Origin of the sequence: Candidatus Defluviilinea gracilis, from assembly GCA_016716235.1 — a bacterium.
GTDB lineage: Bacteria > Chloroflexota > Anaerolineae > Anaerolineales > Villigracilaceae > Defluviilinea > Defluviilinea gracilis.
The window spans coordinates 56,751-79,013 of sequence record JADJWS010000001.1; the positions used below are offsets into that span (position 1 = coordinate 56,751).

Annotated in this window: 23 protein-coding genes; 13 read left to right on the plus strand and 10 right to left on the minus strand. The window is 52.6% G+C overall.

The features are described from left to right. Window positions 1-104 precede the first annotated feature (104 nt). The 4 genes from IPM31_00265 to IPM31_00280 form a co-directional block, all read right to left on the minus strand. Entirely contained in the window at window positions 105-656 is a 552-nt protein-coding gene (locus IPM31_00265; protein MBK9005406.1) for a DNA-3-methyladenine glycosylase I, read from the minus strand. 13 nt (window positions 657-669) lie between these two features. Beyond that, a complete protein-coding gene (locus IPM31_00270) occupies window positions 670-870 on the minus strand; it encodes a hypothetical protein (GenBank protein ID MBK9005407.1) in 201 nt (66 codons plus the stop codon). A gap of 93 nt (window positions 871-963) precedes the next feature. Next, window positions 964-1,197, minus strand: a complete 234-nt coding sequence (locus IPM31_00275) for a TfoX/Sxy family protein (protein MBK9005408.1) — start codon at window positions 1,195-1,197, stop codon at window positions 964-966. Next, window positions 1,194-1,646 (minus strand): GNAT family N-acetyltransferase, encoded by a 453-nt coding sequence (locus IPM31_00280; protein MBK9005409.1) that lies wholly within the window; start codon window positions 1,644-1,646, stop codon window positions 1,194-1,196. The genes IPM31_00275 and IPM31_00280 overlap by 4 nt, the downstream gene beginning before the upstream one ends. 102 nt (window positions 1,647-1,748) lie before the next feature. Here IPM31_00280 and IPM31_00285 point away from each other — a divergent pair, with 102 nt between their 5' ends. Next, a complete protein-coding gene (locus IPM31_00285; protein MBK9005410.1) occupies window positions 1,749-3,722 on the plus strand; it encodes a hypothetical protein in 1,974 nt (657 codons plus the stop codon). A gap of 10 nt (window positions 3,723-3,732) precedes the next feature. On the opposite strand, the gene IPM31_00290 is transcribed toward IPM31_00285, so the two are convergent. Continuing rightward, window positions 3,733-4,884, minus strand: a complete 1,152-nt coding sequence (locus IPM31_00290; protein MBK9005411.1) for an MFS transporter — start codon at window positions 4,882-4,884, stop codon at window positions 3,733-3,735. 121 nt (window positions 4,885-5,005) lie between these two features. Here IPM31_00290 and speE point away from each other — a divergent pair, with 121 nt between their 5' ends. The 12 genes from speE to IPM31_00350 all read left to right on the plus strand — a co-directional run bounded on the left by speE (window position 5,006) and on the right by IPM31_00350 (window position 18,810). Next, window positions 5,006-5,836 carry a polyamine aminopropyltransferase gene (gene speE, locus IPM31_00295; GenBank protein MBK9005412.1) on the plus strand — a complete coding sequence of 277 codons (831 nt, stop codon included), beginning with the start codon at window positions 5,006-5,008 and terminating at the stop codon, window positions 5,834-5,836. A gap of 440 nt (window positions 5,837-6,276) precedes the next feature. After that, window positions 6,277-9,591: a PD40 domain-containing protein gene (locus tag IPM31_00300; protein MBK9005413.1), complete on the plus strand. Its 3,315-nt coding sequence runs from the start codon at window positions 6,277-6,279 to the stop codon at window positions 9,589-9,591. A 94-nt stretch (window positions 9,592-9,685) separates the two neighbouring features. Continuing rightward, window positions 9,686-10,609, plus strand: coding sequence for an NAD-dependent epimerase/dehydratase family protein (locus IPM31_00305; GenBank protein MBK9005414.1), 924 nt, complete (start codon window positions 9,686-9,688; stop codon window positions 10,607-10,609). Window positions 10,610-10,710: 101 nt separating this feature from the next. Continuing rightward, window positions 10,711-11,295: a DNA-3-methyladenine glycosylase gene (locus tag IPM31_00310; protein MBK9005415.1), complete on the plus strand. Its 585-nt coding sequence runs from the start codon at window positions 10,711-10,713 to the stop codon at window positions 11,293-11,295. A 35-nt stretch (window positions 11,296-11,330) separates the two neighbouring features. Further along, the gene (locus IPM31_00315; protein ID MBK9005416.1) at window positions 11,331-12,137 is read left to right on the plus strand and encodes an enoyl-ACP reductase; all 807 of its coding nucleotides are present in this window, start codon (window positions 11,331-11,333) and stop codon (window positions 12,135-12,137) included. 150 nt (window positions 12,138-12,287) lie between these two features. Then, window positions 12,288-12,803, plus strand: a complete 516-nt coding sequence (locus IPM31_00320) for a polymer-forming cytoskeletal protein (protein ID MBK9005417.1) — start codon at window positions 12,288-12,290, stop codon at window positions 12,801-12,803. A gap of 413 nt (window positions 12,804-13,216) precedes the next feature. Beyond that, window positions 13,217-13,798 (plus strand): transposase, encoded by a 582-nt coding sequence (locus tag IPM31_00325; protein MBK9005418.1) that lies wholly within the window; start codon window positions 13,217-13,219, stop codon window positions 13,796-13,798. Next, window positions 13,795-14,241, plus strand: a complete 447-nt coding sequence (locus tag IPM31_00330; GenBank protein MBK9005419.1) for an IS110 family transposase — start codon at window positions 13,795-13,797, stop codon at window positions 14,239-14,241. The genes IPM31_00325 and IPM31_00330 overlap by 4 nt, the downstream gene beginning before the upstream one ends. Window positions 14,242-14,271: 30 nt before the next feature. Continuing rightward, entirely contained in the window at window positions 14,272-15,450 is a 1,179-nt protein-coding gene (locus IPM31_00335) for a hypothetical protein (protein ID MBK9005420.1), read from the plus strand. A gap of 114 nt (window positions 15,451-15,564) precedes the next feature. Next, entirely contained in the window at window positions 15,565-16,482 is a 918-nt protein-coding gene (locus tag IPM31_00340; GenBank protein ID MBK9005421.1) for a hypothetical protein, read from the plus strand. Between the two features lie 76 nt (window positions 16,483-16,558). After that, window positions 16,559-17,362, plus strand: coding sequence for a DUF92 domain-containing protein (locus IPM31_00345; GenBank protein ID MBK9005422.1), 804 nt, complete (start codon window positions 16,559-16,561; stop codon window positions 17,360-17,362). 26 nt (window positions 17,363-17,388) lie between these two features. Continuing rightward, a complete protein-coding gene (locus IPM31_00350; protein MBK9005423.1) occupies window positions 17,389-18,810 on the plus strand; it encodes a PD40 domain-containing protein in 1,422 nt (473 codons plus the stop codon). Between the two features lie 111 nt (window positions 18,811-18,921). On the opposite strand, the gene IPM31_00355 is transcribed toward IPM31_00350, so the two are convergent. The 5 genes from IPM31_00355 to IPM31_00375 form a co-directional block, all read right to left on the minus strand. Next, complete coding sequence (locus IPM31_00355) at window positions 18,922-19,929, minus strand: DUF4349 domain-containing protein (GenBank protein ID MBK9005424.1); 1,008 nt, start codon at window positions 19,927-19,929, stop codon at window positions 18,922-18,924. Between the two features lie 171 nt (window positions 19,930-20,100). Further along, entirely contained in the window at window positions 20,101-20,556 is a 456-nt protein-coding gene (locus IPM31_00360; GenBank protein MBK9005425.1) for an NUDIX domain-containing protein, read from the minus strand. 5 nt (window positions 20,557-20,561) lie between these two features. Next, window positions 20,562-20,975 (minus strand): type II toxin-antitoxin system VapC family toxin, encoded by a 414-nt coding sequence (locus tag IPM31_00365; GenBank protein MBK9005426.1) that lies wholly within the window; start codon window positions 20,973-20,975, stop codon window positions 20,562-20,564. Continuing rightward, entirely contained in the window at window positions 20,972-21,274 is a 303-nt protein-coding gene (locus tag IPM31_00370; protein ID MBK9005427.1) for a hypothetical protein, read from the minus strand. Before IPM31_00370 ends, IPM31_00365 begins: the two co-directional genes overlap by 4 nt. A 369-nt stretch (window positions 21,275-21,643) precedes the next feature. Continuing rightward, window positions 21,644-22,180 carry an NUDIX hydrolase gene (locus IPM31_00375; GenBank protein ID MBK9005428.1) on the minus strand — a complete coding sequence of 179 codons (537 nt, stop codon included), beginning with the start codon at window positions 22,178-22,180 and terminating at the stop codon, window positions 21,644-21,646. Between the last annotated feature and the right edge of the window lie 83 nt (window positions 22,181-22,263).

Consider the following 22,263-nt stretch of genomic DNA (forward strand, 5'->3'; position numbering starts at 1 on the left):
AAAACAGGTTCTTGTCGCGCATTAGATCTTGTCGGGCATTAGATCTTGTCACACATTAGATCTTGTCGCAGTTGCACTGCGACAAGGCAGACAGCACGATTTATCTACGATTTACCACGCATCCACGCGGGGCGGAGACTTGCCACCTTCTTAAACGTCGGACAATTTTTTTGATGCGCGCCTTGCAAATACCCCGTTGACATGAGGAACTCGTTCACGATCTCGCCGCCGGTGAACACAAATGTCTTCTTGAACAGTTTCGTCCACTCGTCCTTTGAACACGGATGATGCGCGTCGAGCCAGCCTTTGAACGAGCCGAATTCTTTTTGCAGTTTGCGAATCCGCTTGGCGTTCTCGATCGCCGCGTCCACTTTCAGGCGGTTGCGGATGATCCCCGCGTCGGCGAGGAGGCGGGCGCGGTCTTTCTCGCCAAACTTCGCCACCTTTGCAATGTCAAATCCACGATAGGCTTTGCGGAAGTTCTCCGCCCGCTTCAGAATCAGAATCCACGAAAGCCCCGCCTGATTGATCTCAAGGATCAATCGCTCAAAGAGCAGGTTGTCGTCATCGAGCGGGAATCCGTATTGGGTGTCGTGGTAAATCTTGTTGAATAAGTCTTCAGGATGTGAATTGACGTAATCGCAATAGGTGGTCATGTAGGTATTCCAGTTAGGATGATTGATCTGCGGAAAAATCACTTTTCCATTTCGCACGCCCCTTATCAAGCCAATTGTCAGTAATATCTTTACGATCTGACCACATGCCAAAAACTTCGCGCGTTAATTCGATTTCTCTCAATGTTAACTTTTTGCGAGAACGGCGACGCTTGACTTTGCCAATCTTTGAAATATTTATATCGGGGTAGTTCATTCTCGGCATAATCTCTCCTAGTTGTCCGAGTACACAATTTTCATATCGTACTCTTCCAGCAAATGGTAAATCAAAGCAATCAGAATGGTAATTTTACTCTTCAACCTGTCTTCGTAAGTCTTCTTTTATATCGTCAGGCAATTCATTCCAAGGGATACCCAACAACGCGGCTTGAAGTCCCCACAACATGTTGAGCGTCACCTTTTCAGGATACGCGGCTTTGACGCGCTTGTACGTCTCAACGACACCCAGCCGCGCGACATCATCGAGGTTATGCACGCCAACCGATGCCAGCCATTCACTACTTTTCGGACCGAGATTTTTCACAATGCAATTTCCATGATCGGAAGGATACGCGGCGTGCCATCCACATCGGAATGTCGTTCGCCGATCTTCTTCATTCCCATTCTCTCATAAAATCCCAACGCGTTCGGATCCGCTTCGAGTTGCAGAGACTTGTAACCGCGTCCTCGCGCGAGAGCCGTTGCATGATGAAACAATTCCTTGCCTACACTCCTCCCGATGTATTCGGGCAAGACCCAGAGATTTTCGAGCCACGCGATTCCGTTGTTGTCTTCTAATGTGTAAAACGCAATGGGCTTCTCGTCGTCAATAGCCGCCCAGCCTTCATGTTCTTCAAAATAATCATAGGCAAAGGTTAATTGCGGAGTCCAAATCTCCATCCACCGTTCGGGGTAGCCCCAGTGACGTTTGGCAGAGACGGCAAGCTCCGAAAGGAGTCCATATTCGTCTGCGCGAACTTCTCGTATCAGCATCGCAGGTCCAAATTTTATTTGCGGCAAACCTAATTGCAAAACAACCAGCCGAATCCATTGAAGTATAATGATTCCATTGACGGGTCTTGCAGGAGGTTTGAAGTGTTTTACCAAGTCGTTTGGTTTATATGGATTATCGTTATTGGGTTGAGGGTGATTTCGCCTCGTCTCATCCAGGATGATGCCCAAACTTGGACGCAAATCTCATTCACGATCATACTATATTTTTTCACCATCATCACGGCATGGGGGACAGGAAAAAAACTGACCGTCAAACTTATCGACTCTACTATTCTGGAGCAAGCCCTAATTGCGCTGGCTCTTGGTCTTGGGGTAATCTCTATTGGCGTATTGATCCTGGGTTTAGTCGGGCAATTGACCGTCCTTGCAGTTTACATTTGGCTGGCAATGTGCGGTTTTGTCGCTTCGTTCCAGTGGAAAGATATATTCGCAACGCTTGCCAAACAGGGACGGCTTCCTCTTTGGAAATTTTACACAAGCCAAAAAGGGTTGGAAAGAATATTTCTGCTAATCTTTTGCGTAGCCATGTTTGCGTTAATACCCATGATATTGACGCCGGTTCGGGATTACGACGCTCTCATGTACCATCTTCAGATCCCGCGCCTCATTTTGGAACATGGAGGCTATTATTTCGACTCTGAATTCTATCGCCTCTCCTATCCCGCCCTGACCGAAATGCTATTTCTCGTCGGCATCGCTTTTCAGGTCGACATCTTCTCTCAATGGATCGGTCTAACGTATACCATCCTGTTTTTTCTTAGCGTGTATGCTTATGGAAGGCGATTCTTCAACCCGTCCATCGGAATCCTCGCGGTTTGTATCTTGGCAGGAAACCCGGCTTTTCCAACCTACGCAACCTCCCCGGGTAACGATTTTTCATGGGCATGTTATGACTTCTTGTACATATTGACCCTCTCAATTTGGGCTTCGATAAGCGATCGGACACAAAGGAATAAATTTCTCATCCTCGCCGGTAGTATGGCAGGGTTGGCGGCGGGAACAAAATATTTATCCATTCCTTTTATTGGCATCGCGGGACTTCTCGTTTTGGGATTTTCCGTGAAATTTAAAGACGATACAAAATGGTCTCCGTTGAAGAATCTGGCAATATTCGGTCTCATAGCGGCAATGATTGCGTCGCCGTGGTACATCAAAAATTTGGCATGGGCAGGCAATCCGTTTTACCCTCTCGTTTTTGGCGGACCCGGGTGGGGCGCGCTTCAGCAAGAACTTTTCAACGATTACATGGGTAGTTTTGGAACCGGTCAAGGCATTATGGATTTCATAATGATCCCGATCAATCTTTATCTGGCACAGCCTCGATTTGCAACGTTATCCCTTGAAATAATCCATCCGTTGCTTTGGCTGGGCTTCGGCATCTTCTTCATTAAGGAAGGGTGGAAGAATCATGCGATTCTTGTTATTTATTCACTAACCGGATTTATCGTTTGGAGTCTCAGCATGGATGTGATTCGATTCCTGCTCCCCCTTTCAGGCTGTCTCGCCTTACTGGCGGCTTGGGTCATGTCCGCTTTTCCCAGTTCCGTCAAACGCATTACATCCATCCTCTTCATTGCGGGCTTTATGCTGATCACAATCGCTTACCAAATCGGCGAAATTTCCAGCACGGGCACGCTTCGATACCTATTCGGAAAGATCACAACCGCCGAATTTCTTGAAGAAAATGTATATGACTACAAGGCAACAGAGTTCATCCTCGAAAACATAGGCAAGACAGATCGCGTCCTGTTTCTCTGGTCAGGGCAGGGATATTACTGCGATTCCCGGTGCCTTCCCGACGATGAACAGACCAGGGCGATTCTTCTAAGCACGGATTCCCCCAACCCACAAACACTGGCTCACGAACTAAAATCGAGCGGTGTGACGCATCTTCTTCTAGGGAAGCCCGATGCCTATTGGTTCATCAGCCTGCATGATCCAAGGCGTCTCCACAGAAATGCCCTGGAGTATTTTGAAACTATTTTTCTTCCCGCATGTGGAAAATCAATATTCAAAGACAATCTAATCGAGTTACACCAAATCACCTGCAATTAGAGAACTCGCCTTACGCAGAATGTCCCGAGGAATCTCGCGGAAGCCCGACAAGCAAAGCAACGGGTCCCAGAATCAACAGCCACATCGCAACGCCGAGACCGAACTGGTCGGCGAGGAAGCCGAGCAAGAGCGGAAGAAGTTTCACCAGCGGATCTGTCACCGCGCCGATTGCCATGATGCTGGCGGATTGACCCGGCAGGCTGGAATAGAGTCGTCCCTGCAAGATGGAGTACCAGCCCGTGTTGAATAGGTTGACGAGGATGACGAAAATCAATTTGGGGATGAAGCCGGGGACGAGCAAGAACCCTGCAAAAGCGAACAACTCAACGAGGGCGGTGCGGCGCAGAAATTGAATCGTGTCTTTTTGGCGATCAACAAATGGGATGAACAGAAAGTCGGTGATGAGTCCCATCGCAAGCCAAACCGTGACGGCGATCCCTGCTTGGGTTTGGGTGACACGGCCCACATCCACGAAATACAAGGCGAGGAAACTGAACAGCACGTCGAGCATCAAGTCGGCGAATTCGAGCAGGATGAGCCAACGCCAGACTTCCTTCCGTTTCAATGCGGCAAACGCGGCGCGGAATCCGTCGAAGACAACGTTGAACGAGGGGAACGAGGGAGAGGAATCTTTATCGGGCGGTAAAAGCCGCCACGCGGCGAGCAGGCAGAACGTCGAGAAAGAAGCGAGCAGGGCGTACGTCCCGCGCCATCCAAGGCCGAGGTACACAAAAAGTCCGAGGAGGATCGGACCGGTCAAAACTCCGAGCGACCCGGCGAACGTCCAGCGCGCCATGTTTTGTTCGTGGCGATTCGAGTCGGAGTCCATCAGGTTCGCTTGCGAAAGATTTACAAACGCGCCGGAGGAGGGGTTAAAAAGGATGAAGGATGAAATCAGAAGGATGAAGGAATAACTTGCGGAGGTTAGAAAGAGGGAAACGGTGAACAGCAATCCGCCAGCGAGGATGAGCGCGCGGCGTCGCCACACGTCGCCGAGGATGCCGATGAACGGTTCGATGAACGCGGCGAGGATGCCCGGCGCGCTGAGGAGCAATCCAATTTGTGTGTAGGTGAGGCGCAGTTCGTCGCGGATGAGGGGCAACGCCACTTCGCCAACGCCGAAGACGAGTTCGTCGAGGAATTCGATGAGGAGGTAGATCATGAGAAGGCTGAATTATGAGGGGTGAAGGATGAATTGGGAAGACAGGGCTGAGACAATTTGCTCCTCAAAAAGATTGACGTTCTTGCGCATCGTAGTATAACTGCCGCAAAAAAGAGGCGACATGAGCATCTGGTTTACTGAAGAACTCCATCCCTATTACCGCAAAGGGATTCGCGTCAAACGCATCCTTGCCGACGAGCAAACGCAATACCAACATCTGCAAGTGGTCGAAACTGAATTTTTCGGCAATGCCATGATCCTCGACGGCATCATCCAACTCACCGAACGCGACAACATGGGCTATCACGAAATGATCGTCCACGTTCCGATGCTCGCGGTGGGCAAGCCGAAACGCGCGCTCATCGTCGGCGGCGGCGACGGCGGGTCGTTGCAACAGGTCTTGCGATACGACTCGGTGGAAGAGGCGGTCGTCTGCGAATTGGATCAGCGCGTGGTGGACTTGTCGCGCGAACACTTCGCCGCTTCTTTCGGGGACCCTTGGGCTGACTCGCGCGCGCGGCTGATCGTGCGGGACGCCTTTGCGTACCTCGAGGAGAATCCCGGTCAATTCGATGTGATCATCTCCGACACCACCGACCCCATCGGCATGGCGGAACGACTCTTCTCGGATGAATTCCAAAAACTCGTCGTCCGCGCGCTCGTCCCCGGCGGCGCGGCGGCGACTCAATGCGAGCAACCGTTTTTCGATACCGAGTTGATCAAGCAGATCTATCAATCGGCGCAAGAGAAAGTCAAACATCCCGCGTACTACTACGCCAACATCCCCACCTACCCCGGCGGCGGGATCGGATTCATGTACATTTCCGATACGCCCTGGGAAAACGGGTTGAAAACCCCCTACCCGTCTGGAAAAAATAATTACCTCAACCCTGAAATTCACAAAGCGGCGTTCGCCCTGCCCGAATTTTTCAGAAAGGAACTGTACGGCTGAACTGAGTAGCTTACAGAATGCCCTTTGGACGCAGACCCTTGCACCGCCCGCAAGGGCAGGTGAAAACGCCGATTTCGCTGATTCAAAAGTAAGGAAATCCGCTTTTTCTGCGCGAGTCTGCGTCCCGAGTTTGAAAGTGTAAGGTATAGGACTGACGCAGTTGAACCTGTTGCGCCGTAGTTGCACTGCGGCGGCGGCAGTACAACTGCCCGCCAACTGCGTAAGTCCTGAGGTAATCAAACGGCTGAACTAATCTCCGAGTAAATTACTCGGAGATTAGTTGTCTATTTCAACCTGCCTCTCAATGTGGCTCGTCCACGGTGGAAATCTGCATTGATTTAATTACGGATTCCGTTTGCCAAACTGCCTATACTGAGAATGCGGTTTGCGTTCGAGGTACCGAGCGAGCGCAAGAGGAGCCGCGCCAGAAAAGAGAGAAAATGTATTACGGAACCTTGAAAAGTGTCTCCAAAGCAGTTGCGCTTCTGACGATAGCGGTTTTACTTTCCAGCACAATATTCGCCGCGCCCAGATCTGTTCGGGCGGCGCCGGGGGATACGACCAGAGTCTCGGTGGACGCGGTCGGCGCACAGGCGAACGAGGCGTCCAAGCGGCCGTCCATTTCAAGCGACGGGCGCTTCATTGCCTTCGAGTCGGACGCGAACAACCTCGTCCCTAACGATACGAATGCCGCTACGGATATCTTCGTCAAAGACCGGCAGACCGGCGAGGTGACGCGCGTCTCCGTCGATTCGAGCGGCGCGCAGGCAAACGAAGGCTCCGGCGGCGCGGCGATCTCAGGCGATGGGCGTTACGTGGCGTTCGTCTCCGATGCGAGCAACCTCGTCGCCAACGACACGAACAACACCACGGATGTTTTCCTGCGCGATCGGCAATTGGGGACAACGATCCGCATCTCGGTCAGTTCGAGCGGCGAACAGGCGAACGATCTTTCCGATTTCCCTTTGGCGATTTCCAGTGACGGGCGTTTCGTCGCTTTCAATTCCGATGCAACCAATCTGGTCGCCAACGACACAAATGAAGCGACCGACGTGTTTGTGCATGACAACCAGACCGGCGCGACCGAGCGCGTCTCCATTGCCAGCGATGGGACTCAATCAAACTCTTCCTCGTACCACCCATCCATTTCAGCCAACGGGCAATTCGTGACGTTCACTTCCAGCGGCGATAATCTGGTCAGCGGGGATACGAACAACAGCGCGGATGTTTTCGTGCGCGACCGGTCAGCCAACACGACAACGCGGGTCTCGGTCAATTCGAGCGGCGAACAGGCAGACAAAGGCGGAGGCAGTCCGGCGATTTCAGGGGACGGCCGATTCGTTGTATTCTTATCCGAGTCAGAGAATCTCGCGCCGGAAACCGATGAGGTGGCGAACGGCAAGGATCTTGTCTACGTACACGATCGCCAGATGGGACAAACCATCCTTGTCTCAGTATTCTCAGATGGTAGTGTGATGACCGTGGGTTTGTTAGACCAGCCAGTTATTTCCTACAATGGGCGATACGTGGCTTTCGCCTTCGTCGACAAAGGCGACAATAATGGGATCGCGAATATTTGGACGCGCGATCTTCAGAGAGGCGAATCCGTTCGAGTGAAGTACGGCAACGACTCATCCTTCAGTCCATCGCTTTCGGCGAATGGAGGCATCGTTGCCTTCTGGTCCAGCGCCTCGAATCTGGTCAGCGGGGATACCAATGGAGTCTCGGATATCTTTTCCAGCGAGGTCGCCTATGGTCCAGACCGCAACCCAACGGTGGTTTCGGTTACTCCTCAGTGCGGGCAGATTAACTCTCAGTGCCCCTATCCAACTCCGTCCAGCGTTTCGTTTATCGTGATCTTCTCAGAGCAAGTCTCTGGCGTTAGCGCGGATGATTTTTCCCTGGAGGCGCTCGACGGCATCACCGGCGCTTCCATCACAGGGGTAAGCGGATTCGGCAGTGAATACTTTGTCACCGTTGATACCGGTACAGGCGAGGGCAAACTACGCTTGAAACTTGTTGACAATGATAGCATCCAAGATACCGCCCTCAACCCACTGGGGGGCGCCGGTATAGGCAACGGGGATTTCACCACCGGTCATCTGTTTTGGATCGACAAGAACAATCCCGTTGTCGCCTCCATTACGCGCGCCGATCCCAACCCAGCCCCGGTCGGAACCGCGCGCTTCACGGTGACCTTCTCAGAAGGAGTCTGGCCCGTCAATCTAAACGTTTTTGCCCTGTCCACTACGGGTAGCCTTTCGGGCGCCAGCATTATAGAGATTTCACCGAGGGTAGATGAATTCCAAACGACATCAACGTACACCGTCACGGTAAATACCGGTTCCGGTGAAGGCGCCCTGCGCCTGGACTTGAATGACGATGACAGCATCCGCGACTGGAGAGATAATCCATTAGGAGGCGCAGGCGCGGGCAACGGTAACTTCAACACAGGAGAGGCGTATATCATTGGCAATAGCATCCCTGCTGTTACCGGAATCGTTCGCGCAGATGCGAATCCCACTTCGGCGAGTCAAGTCCGCTTCACGATCAATTTCTCTGAACCGGTCTTTGGCGTGGATATAAGCGATTTCGCTGTGGCGACCACAGGCAATATCGCCGGCGCAACTCTCGCGGACATCACCGGGACGGGAACATCGTACATCGCCACCGTAAACACCGGCTCCGGTGATGGAACCCTCCGCCTCGACCTGCTCGACAACGACAGCATCATGGATAGTTCCAACGTCCCATTGGGCGGAAGCGGAGCGGGCAACGGGAATTTCACAACGGGCGAAGAATACAATCTCAATCGCGCGGCTCCCACTGTGACCTCGATCATACGCGCCGACGCAAACCCATCCACTGCCGAGAATATTCGCTTCACTGTCACCTTCTCCGAGGTTGTCAGTGGAGTAGACATCAGCGACTTTACCCTCTTCACAACGGGAAATATTACCGGCACATCCGTAAAAGAAGCGAACGGATTCGGCAATCTATACACAGTGACGATTGGAACAGGCACAGGCAGCGGAACGATCCGCCTCGACCTCGCGGACAACGACTCCATTGTGGACGCGTCCAGCCTCCCCTTGGGCGGACTCGGCGCGGGAAACGGAAACTTCACAGTTGGCGAGGAATATTCCATCAACAAGACTCCCACGGTGATCCTCTCCCAGATATTCAGCTCGAATGGCACGAACGACGGCTGGATACTCGAAACCAGCGAAGACAGCAATCAAGGCGGCGCAAAGAACGCCAACGATACCATCTTCAGGCTTGGCGACGATTCGCTGGACCGCCAATATCGAGCGATCCTACATTTCCCCACTTATTATCTGCCGGACAACGCCGTGGTGACCGAAGTAACCTTGTTGATTCGAGGTCAAGGCGTTGTTGGGACAGACCCATTCACCACTCATCTGGGCATATCCATTGACATTCGCAAAGGCGTGTTCGGCAACCTGGGACCATTTGGCATCAAAGCCCTGCAAGGATCAGATTTCCAAAACCCCGCCAGCCTGAGTGCGGCAGGCTTGATCTCGAATAACCCGATCAGTGGTTGGTATATATCCACATTGAACAGCGCCGCAAATCCGTTTATCAACCCGACGGGCATGACCCAACTACGCCTCGCCTTCCAGTTGGACGATAACGACGACTTGAGCGATGATTACATCACGTTCTTCAGCGGCAATGACAGTACGCTTTCCAATCGCCCTCAGTTGGTTGTCAAGTACTACATTCCAAAATAAGTCGTCACATCCCATGGTTTCAATCAAAAAGGACACCGACCGGTGTCCTTTTTGATTGAATCAATTCCCGTTTCCACGTTTATAATCTTTGCCTATGAACTTCCTCATCACAGGAGCCGCGGGATTCCTCGGCTCTTCGCTTGCCAACCAGCTCGCCCGCGAGGGACATCAAGTCCGCGGGCTGGATGATCTTTCTACGGGCGATCCCAAATCACTCTCGCCTGATGTCCACTTCACGCGCGGCGATGTGAGCGACCGCCCCAAGTTGTGGACTCTGCTTCAAGAGGTGGATGTCGTCTATCATCTCGCGGCGCGCGTTTCGGTGCCTGAGTCGGTTTTGTATCCGCGCGATTACAACAACGTCAACGTCGGCGGGACGGTCGCGCTGATGGAGGCGATGCGGGATGTCGGCGTACGCCGCGTCGTTCTCGCCTCCAGTGGGGCTGTGTACGGCGATTTAGCCGATCAGCCGCTGACAGAGTCCTTCACCCCCGCGCCGCGTTCACCGTATGCCGTCTCCAAACTTTCAGCGGAATACTACGTCCGCACGATCGGCGGATTGTGGGGAATCGAAACAGTCAGCCTGCGCATCTTCAACGCTTACGGACCTGGTCAACATTTGCCCGCGTCACATCCGCCCGTGGTGCCGCATTATTTGAGGCAGGCATTACGCGGCGGGACATTGGTCGCGCACGGAGACGGCTCGCAAACCCGCGATTACGTTTATGTAGATGACGTGGTCAGCGCGTTGGTCGCCTCTGCAACCGCGCCGAACATCAATGGATTGGTCATCAATGTCGGTTCGGGGACGGAGACCAGCATCAAAGATTTGATCCAGCAGGTGCTTGACACAACGAACAGCAAAGCGGAGGTCATCTACAACGCGAAGACATCAGGCGGCGTCTCGCGTATGAGAGCAGACCTCTCGCTGGCAAATCAGAAATTGAATTATCGCCCGTCGCTGTCGCTGGCGGAGGGGTTACGGTTGACGTTGAAACGGGATGAGAGATTTAAGTGATTCACCACAAAGGACACGAAGTACACAAAGTTTAAAGGCATTGAACCTTCGTGACCTTTGTGTCACTTCGATGAACTCAGTGCAAGCCTTCGTGGTAAAAAATGATTCATTCACGAGATTTTTATGATCGCCCCACATTGACCGTCGCCCGCGAACTGATCGGCGCGCGGTTGGTGCGGATTCTCAACGGTAAGAAACTGGTTGGGTTGATCGTGGAGACGGAGGCATATATCAGCGAGAAGGATTTGGCGTGTCACTGCAAAGCGGGGCGGACTCCGCGTACGCAAGTCATGTATGGCGAGGCGGGTCATGCGTACGTCTATTTCACGTATGGGAATCACTGGATGTTCAACGTGGTAACGGAACGGGTGGATTTCCCTGCGGCGGTGTTGATCCGCGCGATTCAGCCGATCGAGGGAAGCGAGATCATGTCGAAGAGGCGCGAGGGGCGCGACACGTTTGGTCCAGGGAAGTTGACGCAGGCGATGGGGATCACTCGAAGGGAAAATACGGTCGACTTGACTGAACCAGCCTCCCCGTTGAGAATCGAAGCGGGAGTCCAAGTCCCGAATTCGCTCGTGACGAAAAGTCCGCGTGTGGGTTTAAACAATACACCAGAGCCATGGCTGTCGAAGCCGTGGAGGTTTAAAGTCAAGGACTGGAAGATCGAAAATAAATCTGTGTAATCTGCGAAATCTGCGGATGCAAATAAGGAGACAGCATGGGATTACTCGAAGGCAAGAACGCATTGGTGTTTGGGTTGGCGAATGACAAATCTATCGCGTGGGGAATCACGCAGGCGTTTCATCGCGAGGGCGCGAACATCGGGATCAGTTACGCGGGCGAGATGCTCGAACGGCGCGTCAAGCCGCTGGCGGAACAAGTGGGGTGCCAATGGCTCGAAGAATGTGACGTGACGAAAGACGATCAGATCGCGGCGGTGGCGGAAAAAGCCGCGAAACATTTTGGGAAGATCGATGTGCTTGTTCACTCGATCGCGTTTGCGGGACGCGACGAGTTGAGCCGACCGTATTATCAAACGTCGCGCGAGGGATTCAAGAACGCGCTGGATATTTCCGTGTTCTCGTTCGTCGCGTTGACGAATGCCTTCCTGCCTCATTTGAATTCGGGCGCGTCGGTGATGTGCCTCACGTACGGCTCGGGCGCGACGAAGGTTGCGCCGCATTACAACGTGATGGGCGTGGCAAAAGCCGCGCTGGAATCTTCGACACGCTATCTGGCGTATGATCTGGGTCCGCAAAAGATTCGCGTCAACGCGATCTCGGCGGGACCGATCCGCACATTGGCGGCGGCGGGCGTGGGCGGCTTCCGCGACATGTACAAGCATTTCGCAGATCTGTCGCCGTTACGCGAGAACGTCACGATTGAAGATGTGGGCAACACGGCAGTGTTCCTTGCGTCGGATCTGTCCGCGCGAATTACGGGCGAGGTGTTGTACATCGATTCGGGGTTCAATATCATGGGCGTGCAGATGCCGAATAAGGAAGAGAAGGGTGAGGGGCAGTAGAAAGTGGAAAGTGGATAAGTAGACAGGTAAACACGTACACAGGTAGACACGTGAGTTGCAAGACTCGCGTGTCTTTTTACTTGCGTGCTTGTTTCCGTGTGTACTTGTCTACGTGTTTCCGTGTGTACGTGTTTACGGTAAAATCAACCCATGTTCAAACGCAACGCAACACCAGCAGAAACACAACAACCCGCCGTAGGAGCGGTCGAGCGCATCACATCGGTGCTTGGGTCGGGAGTCATTTGGCACGGGAGCATCAACGGTTCAGGCGGCGTGCGCATCGAGGGCGCGTTCGAGGGCGAGATCGCTTTGCGCGGAATGCTCGTCGTCGGCGAGACGGGACGCGTCACTTGCCAGAACGTGCGCGCAAACGCGGTCATTGTCGCTGGCGCGGTGCGCGGCAACATCACGACTCAAAAGTTGGAGATTCGCGGAAGCGGTCGCGTGTGGGGAGACGTGGTCACCACCGCGTTCGTGACGGAGGAAGGCGCGTTCCTGCGCGGACAGATCCGCATGGAAGAAACGGTCGAACTCGACCTTGAGCCTGCTCCCGAAACGACGCCTTCGGAAGCCGCCCAAGCCGAGTCCATTGCGGCGATGCCGATTGTCATCCCCGAAGCCGAGAAGACGCAAACGATTCGCAAGAAGAAAAAGACAACGGAATAACATAAACTGCTATTGAACCGCGAAGTGCGCTAAGAGCGCGAAGATTTTGTTTTTTCTTTGTGACCTTCGCGTTATTCGTAGTAAATATTTATTTATGAACTCACTGTCTGCAGTTATCTATTTTCAAACTATTAAGTATGTCACCCTGAGCGACAGCGAAGGGTCTCTTACACGATGACGGAGATTCTTCGCTCCGCTCCATTAGACTTGAAGTAGTATTGGAGTTGCCAAACAAGGGCTGAACAAGTCTAGAGCCGCTCACGAGGCAAACGCCGAGTCAAACTCAAATTCTGAAGCAGACCCAGCCCTTGTTGTGAACTATGCTGATCAGTATTCAAGCCTGAAAGGCTAGTAATGGAGAATGCACGTTCACAAGTTGGCAACCCAATACCCAAGTCCAAAAGAGGTTCAGAATGACAACATTTGTATCCTTTGTAGGTGTCGATATTGCATCCGCTTCTTTCATGGCCAGTGTTGGAACACAGCCTGGGAAAGTCACGGTCAAACCAACGAAATTCGAGAATGACGAAAATGGTTTCGTCTCCTTTCTCGGCTGGTTGCAGGAACACAACCTGAAGACCGAAAGCACCGTGGTGTGTATGGAAGCGACAGGCGTCTATAGTGAAGGCTTGGCATACTTCCTATATGCCAGTGGTTATTCGGTGGCGGTCGAACCGCCGTTGAACATCCAGCGCAAGTTTCCTGTGAACGCTTCCAAAACCGATGAACTGGACTGCCAGTATATCGCCGAGTATGCCTGCCGCTATGCGGACAAACTCTCCTTGTGGAAACCGAGAGCCGAGATTTTGGAGCAAGTCAAGCTACTGTTGACCACGCGCCAGCACTTTTCGGTACAGTTGACGGGACATAAGAACGCCTTGCACGCGATCCACCGCAAGAAGGTCTCGTCTGAACTTGCCAAGCACTCTCACCAGAACATGATCGAGCAGATTACCAAGTCCATCAAAAGATCGATAAGGAAATCCGTCGTTTGATTGAAAGCGATCCAACCTTCAAACAGACCCTGCTCTTGCTCATGACGGTGCCTGGCATCGGGCTGCAACTCGCCGCTCACTTACTGATCCTCATGCAGGAAACACTCGATCCAAGAAGTTTGGCGGCTTTCATCGGCATCTGCCCGATCAAGCATGAAAGTGGCTCTTCCGTCTACTCGGCTCCAACTTCACGACACTTTGGACTCCAAAGTTACGCAAACTCCTTTATCTGGCGGCCTGCTCCGTGCGTACGCACAAAAAGCAGTTTCAGCATACTTTTACCGCAAAGTCGCGGATGGCAAGCACAAAAACTGGCCCTCAACAACATCCAAAACAAGATCCTCAAGATTGCTTGTGCTGTCGTCCGCTCGCAACAACCCTACCTTCCCAACTATGTTGCTGTCAATCCCCTGGTTTTTCAAAAAACCTTGACGGCTTCATAGTATTCAGAATGACATAGCTAAAGGTGGGCTATGAAATACCGCGACTTACAAATCCAAACTCAACGCGAAGCGCCCAACAACGCGCGGACGGAGGGATTCTCGTTCCTCGTCCGTGCAGGATATTTGACGCGCGAGAATGTGTTGACGATGTTGGGCGAATATGTTGTGAATCATCTTCGCAGCCTATCAGACGACTCATCTTTCCTCTTTCATCTTTCTTTATCCACCATTGGCAACCAAAACGAAACTTTCTTTCCCATTGCGTCGGGCGACATTGAAGTTGCTCATTGTTCATCATGCAAATACGCAGAGCGAATCGAGTTCGCGCGATTCAAGAAAATTCCATCACCAACCGAACAGCCTGCGCCAATTGAAAAAGTTTCAACGCCCGATTGCAACACCATCGAATCCCTTGCAAATTTTCTGGGGATTCAAAAAGAACAGACAGCCAAAGCATTGATGTACACCCGCGTCAGTGATGGAAAGTTCATCTTCGTCGCCGTGCGCGGGGACATGCAATTGAGCGAGGCGAAGTTGAAAGCGCAGGTGGGCGATATCCGCGCGGCGAGGGCAGAGGAAATTGTCAGCGTGGGAGCGGTTGCGGGGTACGCGTCAGCAATAGGGTTGAGGGACGCGGTGATCGTCGTGGACGATTTGATTCCACAGAGTCCGAATCTGGTTGCAGGGGCGAATGAGGCGGGTTTTCATCTGAAAAATACAAATTATGGGCGCGACTATTCCGCAGAAATCGTCGCGGATTTGGTTCAGGCACAAGACGGAGACGCGTGCGTCAATTGCGGAAATCCGCTTTCGTTTTTGAGGGCGATTCAATTGAACGATAAGTTTGAAAATGTTTTGCTTGCCCTCGCTGAAACCCACCACGACGACAAAGGTTTGACTCTCCCCCATCCCGCCGCGCCGTTTGACGTGTATCTCATGCACATCGGCGGCAAGGAGTTGGATACCCGCGCCAAAGCCGAAGAGATTTACAACTCGTTGCAGGATGCGGGCGTTTCGGTTTTGTTCGATGACCGCGACGAACGCGTAGGAGTCAAATTCAACGACGCGGACTTGATCGGCTGTCCCATCCGCGTGACGATGGGAGAAAAGGGATTGAAAGAGGGAATGGTAGAATTGAAATCGCGTAAAGAAAAAGAGAATCAACTTGTGAAAGTTGATGAAATTGTTGAAAAGATAAAACGGTTTTGAAATCGTAGGCTCCATCGAAAAAAGGCTGGGACGCAGATAAACGCTGACTCACGCTGATTCAAAAAGAGAAAATCTGCGTTTTCTGCGTTCATCAGCGTCCAAAAGATTTGGAATATGAACAACCTCAAGATCGGACATTTCCCTCCCGCCAAGCGACTCGGCTTGATTGTGCACGCGCTCATCATCCTTGCGCTGGCTGGCGCGTCGGCGTGGGGATTTTGGAATCTCACGCGTGCGGCGGTGGGACCGACGTTCGTCAACTTTCTTCTCGTGGGGTTGATCGCCTTCGCGCCGATTCCGTTCTTTGGGTATCGCGCCTACTCGCTCTACAAAGCGGACTATTACATTGACCGCGACAGTCTCGCCATGTTGTGGGGCTTGCGAGTGGAAGACGTTCCGCTCACTGACATCGAATGGGTGCGACCCGCAACCGATCTGACTCATCCGTTGATCCTGCCGCGCTTCCGTTTGCCTGGCGCGGTGCTGGGAACGCGTCGCCATCCCGATTTGGGATTGGTCGAGTTCATCGCCTCCAACACGCGAAACATCATCCTCATCGCGACATCGAAGCGCGTGTTCGCTATTTCGCCAAACGACGCGGCGTTGCTCGTCCGCACGTTTGCGCGCGCCACCGAGATGGGAAGCATCTCTCCTGCCGCGCCTGTGTCAGTGTATCCATCGTTCATCGTGACTCAAGCATGGCAGACTCCCATCGCTCGCTTTCTCTGGGTCAGCGGACTCATCCTCAACATCGGCTTGATCGTCTGGGTTGGGATTCTGATCCCGTCGCTGAGTCAAATTCCCTTTGGGTTCGACGCGTTCGGCGCGCCCAACGATCCAACCGCGTCGAGTCGTCTCATCCTGCTTCCGCTTCTCAGCATGTTGCTGTTCATCGGCGGAGTGATCGCGGGGCTGTATTATTATCGTTGGGACAAAACGCGCCCGCTGGCGGTGATCCTGTGGATCTCGAGCGCGGTCAGCGCGTTGTTGTTTTTAATGGCGGTGTTGTTTTTGGTGACGACGCCTGTGTAAATCGGTCACAGGTTGAAGGTCAAAGGTCGAAAGTCATTTACGCGACCTTTGACCTTCGACTTTCAACTTTCAACCCATGCTCCCCCTCTACGGCTTCCTCCTCGCAATCCTCATCGCCTCGCTCGCGTATCGCGCGCACTCGCTCAGCAAAAGCGGCGCATTCGCGGCGATCATCTTAGGCACGATCATCTTCGGGCTGGGAGGGATTCCGTGGGCGGTGTTATTGCTGACATTCTTTTTCACATCGTCCGCGTTGAGCCGCGCCTTCAAAAAACGCAAGCAGGGATTGAACGAAAAATATTCCAAAGGCAACCAGCGCGACGCGGGTCAGGTGTTCGGCAACGGCGGGCTGGCGGCGGCGTTCGTGTTGTTCCATTATTTTTATCCCGACTCAAACATCGGCTGGATCGGATTCGCCGCCTCGCTCGCCGCCGTCAACGCGGACACGTGGGCGACGGAACTCGGCGTCTTGAACCCTTCCCCTCCGCGCATGATCACGGACATCCGCAAGCGCGTCGAAAAAGGGACCTCGGGCGGAGTCTCCCTCGTCGGCACCCTCGCCTCCCTGGCAGGTTCCGCGCTGATCGCCGCACTCGCGTCACTGCTTGTCCCCACTGATTCACTGATCACTGATCACTGGTCACTCTTCATACCGATCACCCTCGCAGGGCTGGCTGGCTCCCTCTTCGACTCGTTTCTCGGCGCGACGGTCCAAGCGATGTATTTCTGCCCGAAAGATAACAAGGAAACCGAGAAACACCCTCTCCACACCTGCGGCACGGAGACAATTCACCTCCGCGGCTGGAAGTGGCTGTCTAATGATTGGGTCAATTTTGCGTGTGGGGTGTTTGGGGTGGTAGTAGCGATTGTATTCAGGTGATAAGTGTGCTATTCTTTTTGAAAGAAATGAAAACTGAAATAAGACTCACAAAGTCGATTCTTGTCTTATTGATTTTGGGTTCAGTTTCATGCACCGCCTCACCTTTCCAGCCCGAGGCAACACCCCTTGTTGCCAAGACCCCGACATCCTCTGCTCCAACAGAGACTCCCACAACGATTTCCCCATCACCTACCGTTACACCCATCGTTTGTCTGAGTGAAGATGCGAAGCCGCGCGTGTTGCCGTCGCGCCAAACGCCGTTGGAGGTGCGCCTCATCAGCGACGGGAATCTATGGGTTTGGGAAGAGAAGATCGGAGTTGCCCAACAAATAAGCGATACGCGCGACGCTCAATCCTTTAGTTTCTCTCCAGACGGGAAAGTGATTGCGTTTACACGCGGAATACAATATAGACAGATCGAACTGTGGGGTATCCATCGTGATGGCACGAATCTTCAACCCCTGATTTCCGAAGACCAACTACATACATTGGCAGGCGAACCATCTACTACTGAACATCCTTACCTAGATGAAGTTATTTACTTGGAATGGATTGATGAAACGCACAAGTTAGGTTTCGAAATCAGCCGTGGTTATCAAGCTATTGGCGGTTGCTGTGAATCGGGAGGCTATTGGCAAATAGATGTTGATACAGGAGAAATATCTGCATGGTCTCCCCCGCCAGAACTCGTGGAAACACGGAATGCTATGCCCTCTCCAGACGGTAGCCAGATCGCCGTTATCAACGACTCGTCGGTTGATCTTATGAATGCCGATGGAACGAATCTACGAACGAATGTTTTTCAATTCAAGACCGCACTTTCTCTCGAAGGTGGTGGGGTAATTTACCCACGCATTGAGTGGGCAACTGATTCTCAATCCCTGCTGGCGATTACATTCAATGGAGACTTATATTCTGCCGAATCTACTACCACTACCTGGCACATTCCATTGGATGGTTCATCTGCTCAGGAGTTACACACTTTCTCAACACCGTATTATTGGATTTATCTTTCACCAAATCGGGACTACATTGTATACAAAAAGCGCGTCCAACTCATGAGCAATGATTTCCAGTTGCATCTGGCAACATTCGATGGCACAAAAGATACAATTTATACCGCCATGTCGAATGTTGATTTTCTGCATTGGCATCCAGACTCATATCACTTCGTTTATGAACAATGGAATGTTTTTCGTCCGTTCCTAGGAAGTGTATGCGGCGAAGCCATCCCCTTACTTGACAACACCAATACGCCCGCGACACAGATACAGTGGGTTGATTCCAGCCGCTTTCTCTACGCCGAGGGCTGGCTTGATCTATCGATTGGATCGCGCGAGTTGTATTTAGGGCAAATCGGCAAACCAAGCATCTATATCGGTCCTTTTGGCGGCGAGACAGCCTATTACGAATTCAACATCGAAGCTGCCCCTTTGGGACAGAAATGAAAACATGCAAAACAGAGACAGCGCCTCCCTCGCCGTCCCTGTCTCAATTCAACAGTCTCTAATCTCTAGTCTCCAATCTCCACTTACCAATTACTCCCCACTGCTCACCGATCACTTCTCACTGCCCTTCGCCTTCCTCGTCAACAACTTCCACATCGCCCACAAAATCAACGCAGGCGGTAACACAATCGGCAGGATCACCACGACCAGCCAGATGAGGAAGTTTGCGATTCCCTGATACACAACCGTCACCGTGCCTTTGGCATCATTGAACGTATCCGCAGGTTGCCACGGGATCGGCGTCGCGGTCGGCTTCGGAGTCGAAGTGGGAGTCGGCGTCAGGATCGGAAACTCAGGCTCAAAGTTGACAGTGATCGTCGAGTACGCCGAGCGGTCGTTGAGATAGTTCATGCGTCCCTTGATCTGTTCGATCTGCGCCTCGATGTTCGCCAATTCCTGATTGACGCGCAACGCCTCGTCCACCGTCTTCGCATCCTTCAAAAATTCCTGGATGCGGGCGCGCGTCGCTTCGAGATTCGTCAACTGCGATTGCAGGTCAACATACTGGTCGGTCACATCTTCGCCCGTCGCGCTTTCGTCCAACACATCCACCGCGAGTCCGCGCAGGCGGCGCATCACATTTTCGAACTCCACCACAGGCACGCCGATCGTCACCGACGCGTACTTCAAACTGTTGCCATAATAATCCTGATACCACACCTGCGAACTGACGATGTATCCGCCCGCGTCGCCCACCACTTGCAGGGCGCGGTCAATCGCAACGTTGGTATCCTCCACCATCAAGCGGATATTCGCATTCTTGACGATCATCCGATTGGATCGTTCCAGCACCGTGAGATCGCCAGATGGATTCGCGATCTCATACGCGGCATTCGTTGGAAGCGGCAACGCTTCAACCCCAGGGACGGCTGGTTCGCCCTCCCCAACCTTTGCCGCATCTTGAGCGACAGCCTCGTCGTACGCGAACGCGGGCGCTTCGGTGGCGGCTGGCGCTTCGGTAGCAGGAGCCTCCGTCGCGGCAGGAGCGGCAGGCGCACACGCGGCGAGCACAATCAATCCAACAACAAGCAACGTGAATAGAACAGAGCGAGATTTCATTTCTTCCTCCGAGTGAATAGATTTTTCTTACGGCGTTAAATTGTTGACGAGGGAGAAATTGTTTTGTTCCCCAATTGTTACATGTCACCCTGAGGAGCGTTGTTTGCGACGAAGGGTCTCCGCGTATCGTGTCAGAGATTCTTCGTCGCTCCGCTCCTCAGAATGACATGGTCAAGTTGTCTTTTCGCTAATCACGACTGCTTCATTTCCCCAACCGTTCGTTTCAGAGTACAAAACCAATTGTGCCAATGCTGTGGGATAAATCTTCTGGCGCTGTGACAATTCCTCAATCGGCATCCAAACTGGAACATAAATCCCCTCCGACGGATCTCTCGGGTCCGAGTCTGTGAACTCCTCGCCTGTCCCCGTCCCAAACTCGCCAGCGACGCGCTCCACCAAAAAATAAACCTGCCTGCTTGTTTCGATTTGAATCTCCACCACTTTTTGCTTGATCGCAACCTCAACCCCCAACTCCTCCATCGCCTCGCGGACAGCCGCCTGCTCAGGCGTCTCGCCCTCGTCCACGCCCCCGCCAGGGAAGACGAAATAATCCAACCCCGCGCGGTGACGTTCGATCAGCGCGACTTTGTTATCTTCGATGAGAACGATGCCCGCGCGGGTTCGCATGAAGTCTACGATTCCCGCAACGCCATTTTTCCAAGATCATCTACCTGATACACGACCAAATCGCTCATGGGAAAATGTTTGGAATTGGTCGTGACCAATGAAAGTTGATGATGAAGCGCGGTTGCCGCAATGAGCGAATCTGCTTCACTGAGGGTAATCCCTCTCGCGCGATAGGAACGAACAAGTTCCCCCGCCGAATCCGCAATTTCAGAGTTTACGATCAACGATTCCAGTGAGTTCAGCAGGCTAAACGTATCCTCCCTTTCATGCTCGCGCAATCCGCGTAGGATTTCAAATCGCGTGATAACGGATATACACAACCAATCACTATCTGACAAAGTGGAAAGCAAGGTGTCGTATCCTTGCGATTTACGAAGATAACGAATCAGAATATTGGTATCGAGAAGAAAATCGGTCATCGCTTCTTTTTCTTGGTGGGTTTGCGGTCCCACTCTTTGGAGAAGTCACGATGCAAGCCTTTCCGTCCTTCCTCGATCCAGCGATCAATATCTTCGCCAGTCAACATGTCAGGGTGATCTTCATCCTTCCACGCGCCGAACGACTTTTTGAGCGCATCTTTCAGTTTATAACGCCGCAACTCGCGCGCCAAAATATCCTCCACGAAGCGCGTGCGCTCGCGGGCAGGGACGGCTTTCCGCAAGTCGTCCATCAGGGATTTGGTGATGTACAAATTCATTCGTTCTTTTACGGCTCGCATGGTGTCAATCCTTTGCACTGTTCGTTTGCACCAAAATTATACACCAGGATTTGCTCTGAGACGCGACAGAATTTAACTAGCGCAACCTTGTTAACTTCGACCATGGCGACCGACCAACAAAATAAATTATTTGTCTAACACGCATGGCAATCCCGAAGGCGTCGCGTGGCGCCGTGGCGACAGATGGCCTATTTTTGTTACATCTGACACCCCTTCAGGGTTAGACACGAACATCCATCATTTCTATAATCATTTGACCCCTTCGGGGTCTCCGCTTACAGGTTCTTGACGCATGCAACTGCGTCAAGACAGGCGACACGATTTGCAAAGCCGATCAAACTGTCCGCCTGAACTTCCGTAAAATACTGATTATTTATTCTGCTTGAGATAATCAAACGCTCGATACAACGCGGCGACTTGGAGCGCGTGGACGATCTGTCCGTTTTGGATCATCGGCAGGATGTCATCCAGCGGCACGAGATGGATTTCGATCTCCTCCGCGCCGTCGAGGTGCTGGTCAGCCACCCTCTCGGCATCCAGGGCTAGATAACAGAACATCGAATTGGTCTGCAAGGCGGGGTTGGGAAGAAACTTCCCAAGTGGAATTACATTGGATGACGTGTAGCCCGTCTCCTCAAGCAATTCCCGCATCACGCCTTCCATCGGATCCTCATCATCATCCACCACCCCGCCAGGGATTTCCCACATCACATCCCGCACACCGTGACGGTACTGTCGAATCAACACCCCTTGATTATCTTTCGTAACCGCCAGAACATTTCCCCACGAACGGAACTCAAAGATAATGGCATCTAGATGATTTCCATTAGGGAGTTCGCAATCGTCAATTCGAAAACGCGGATGGATGTGCCGCGATCCCAGCACTTTCCACGGTGTGATGGTCATGGATGATTTCTCCTCATTTGTCTGTTATCAGGATTCTTGCAGGGGCTGAGATTTTCACTCTCGTAGGAGCGGACGTTAGAGAA

Coding starts and splice junctions, on each gene's coding strand:
- IPM31_00265 (MBK9005406.1), bottom strand. CDS start 656: ATGACCACCTATTGCGATTACGTCAATTCACATCCTGAAGACTTATTC.
- IPM31_00270 (MBK9005407.1), bottom strand. CDS start 870: ATGAACTACCCCGATATAAATATTTCAAAGATTGGCAAAGTCAAGCGT.
- IPM31_00280 (MBK9005409.1), bottom strand. CDS start 1,646: ATGCTGATACGAGAAGTTCGCGCAGACGAATATGGACTCCTTTCGGAG.
- IPM31_00290 (MBK9005411.1), bottom strand. CDS start 4,884: ATGATCTACCTCCTCATCGAATTCCTCGACGAACTCGTCTTCGGCGTT.
- speE (MBK9005412.1), top strand. CDS start 5,006: ATGAGCATCTGGTTTACTGAAGAACTCCATCCCTATTACCGCAAAGGG.
- IPM31_00300 (MBK9005413.1), top strand. CDS start 6,277: ATGTATTACGGAACCTTGAAAAGTGTCTCCAAAGCAGTTGCGCTTCTG.
- IPM31_00305 (MBK9005414.1), top strand. CDS start 9,686: ATGAACTTCCTCATCACAGGAGCCGCGGGATTCCTCGGCTCTTCGCTT.
- IPM31_00310 (MBK9005415.1), top strand. CDS start 10,711: ATGATTCATTCACGAGATTTTTATGATCGCCCCACATTGACCGTCGCC.
- IPM31_00315 (MBK9005416.1), top strand. CDS start 11,331: ATGGGATTACTCGAAGGCAAGAACGCATTGGTGTTTGGGTTGGCGAAT.
- IPM31_00320 (MBK9005417.1), top strand. CDS start 12,288: ATGTTCAAACGCAACGCAACACCAGCAGAAACACAACAACCCGCCGTA.
- IPM31_00325 (MBK9005418.1), top strand. CDS start 13,217: ATGACAACATTTGTATCCTTTGTAGGTGTCGATATTGCATCCGCTTCT.
- IPM31_00335 (MBK9005420.1), top strand. CDS start 14,272: ATGAAATACCGCGACTTACAAATCCAAACTCAACGCGAAGCGCCCAAC.
- IPM31_00340 (MBK9005421.1), top strand. CDS start 15,565: ATGAACAACCTCAAGATCGGACATTTCCCTCCCGCCAAGCGACTCGGC.
- IPM31_00345 (MBK9005422.1), top strand. CDS start 16,559: ATGCTCCCCCTCTACGGCTTCCTCCTCGCAATCCTCATCGCCTCGCTC.
- IPM31_00350 (MBK9005423.1), top strand. CDS start 17,389: ATGAAAACTGAAATAAGACTCACAAAGTCGATTCTTGTCTTATTGATT.
- IPM31_00355 (MBK9005424.1), bottom strand. CDS start 19,929: ATGAAATCTCGCTCTGTTCTATTCACGTTGCTTGTTGTTGGATTGATT.
- IPM31_00360 (MBK9005425.1), bottom strand. CDS start 20,556: ATGCGAACCCGCGCGGGCATCGTTCTCATCGAAGATAACAAAGTCGCG.
- IPM31_00365 (MBK9005426.1), bottom strand. CDS start 20,975: ATGACCGATTTTCTTCTCGATACCAATATTCTGATTCGTTATCTTCGT.
- IPM31_00370 (MBK9005427.1), bottom strand. CDS start 21,274: ATGCGAGCCGTAAAAGAACGAATGAATTTGTACATCACCAAATCCCTG.
- IPM31_00375 (MBK9005428.1), bottom strand. CDS start 22,180: ATGACCATCACACCGTGGAAAGTGCTGGGATCGCGGCACATCCATCCG.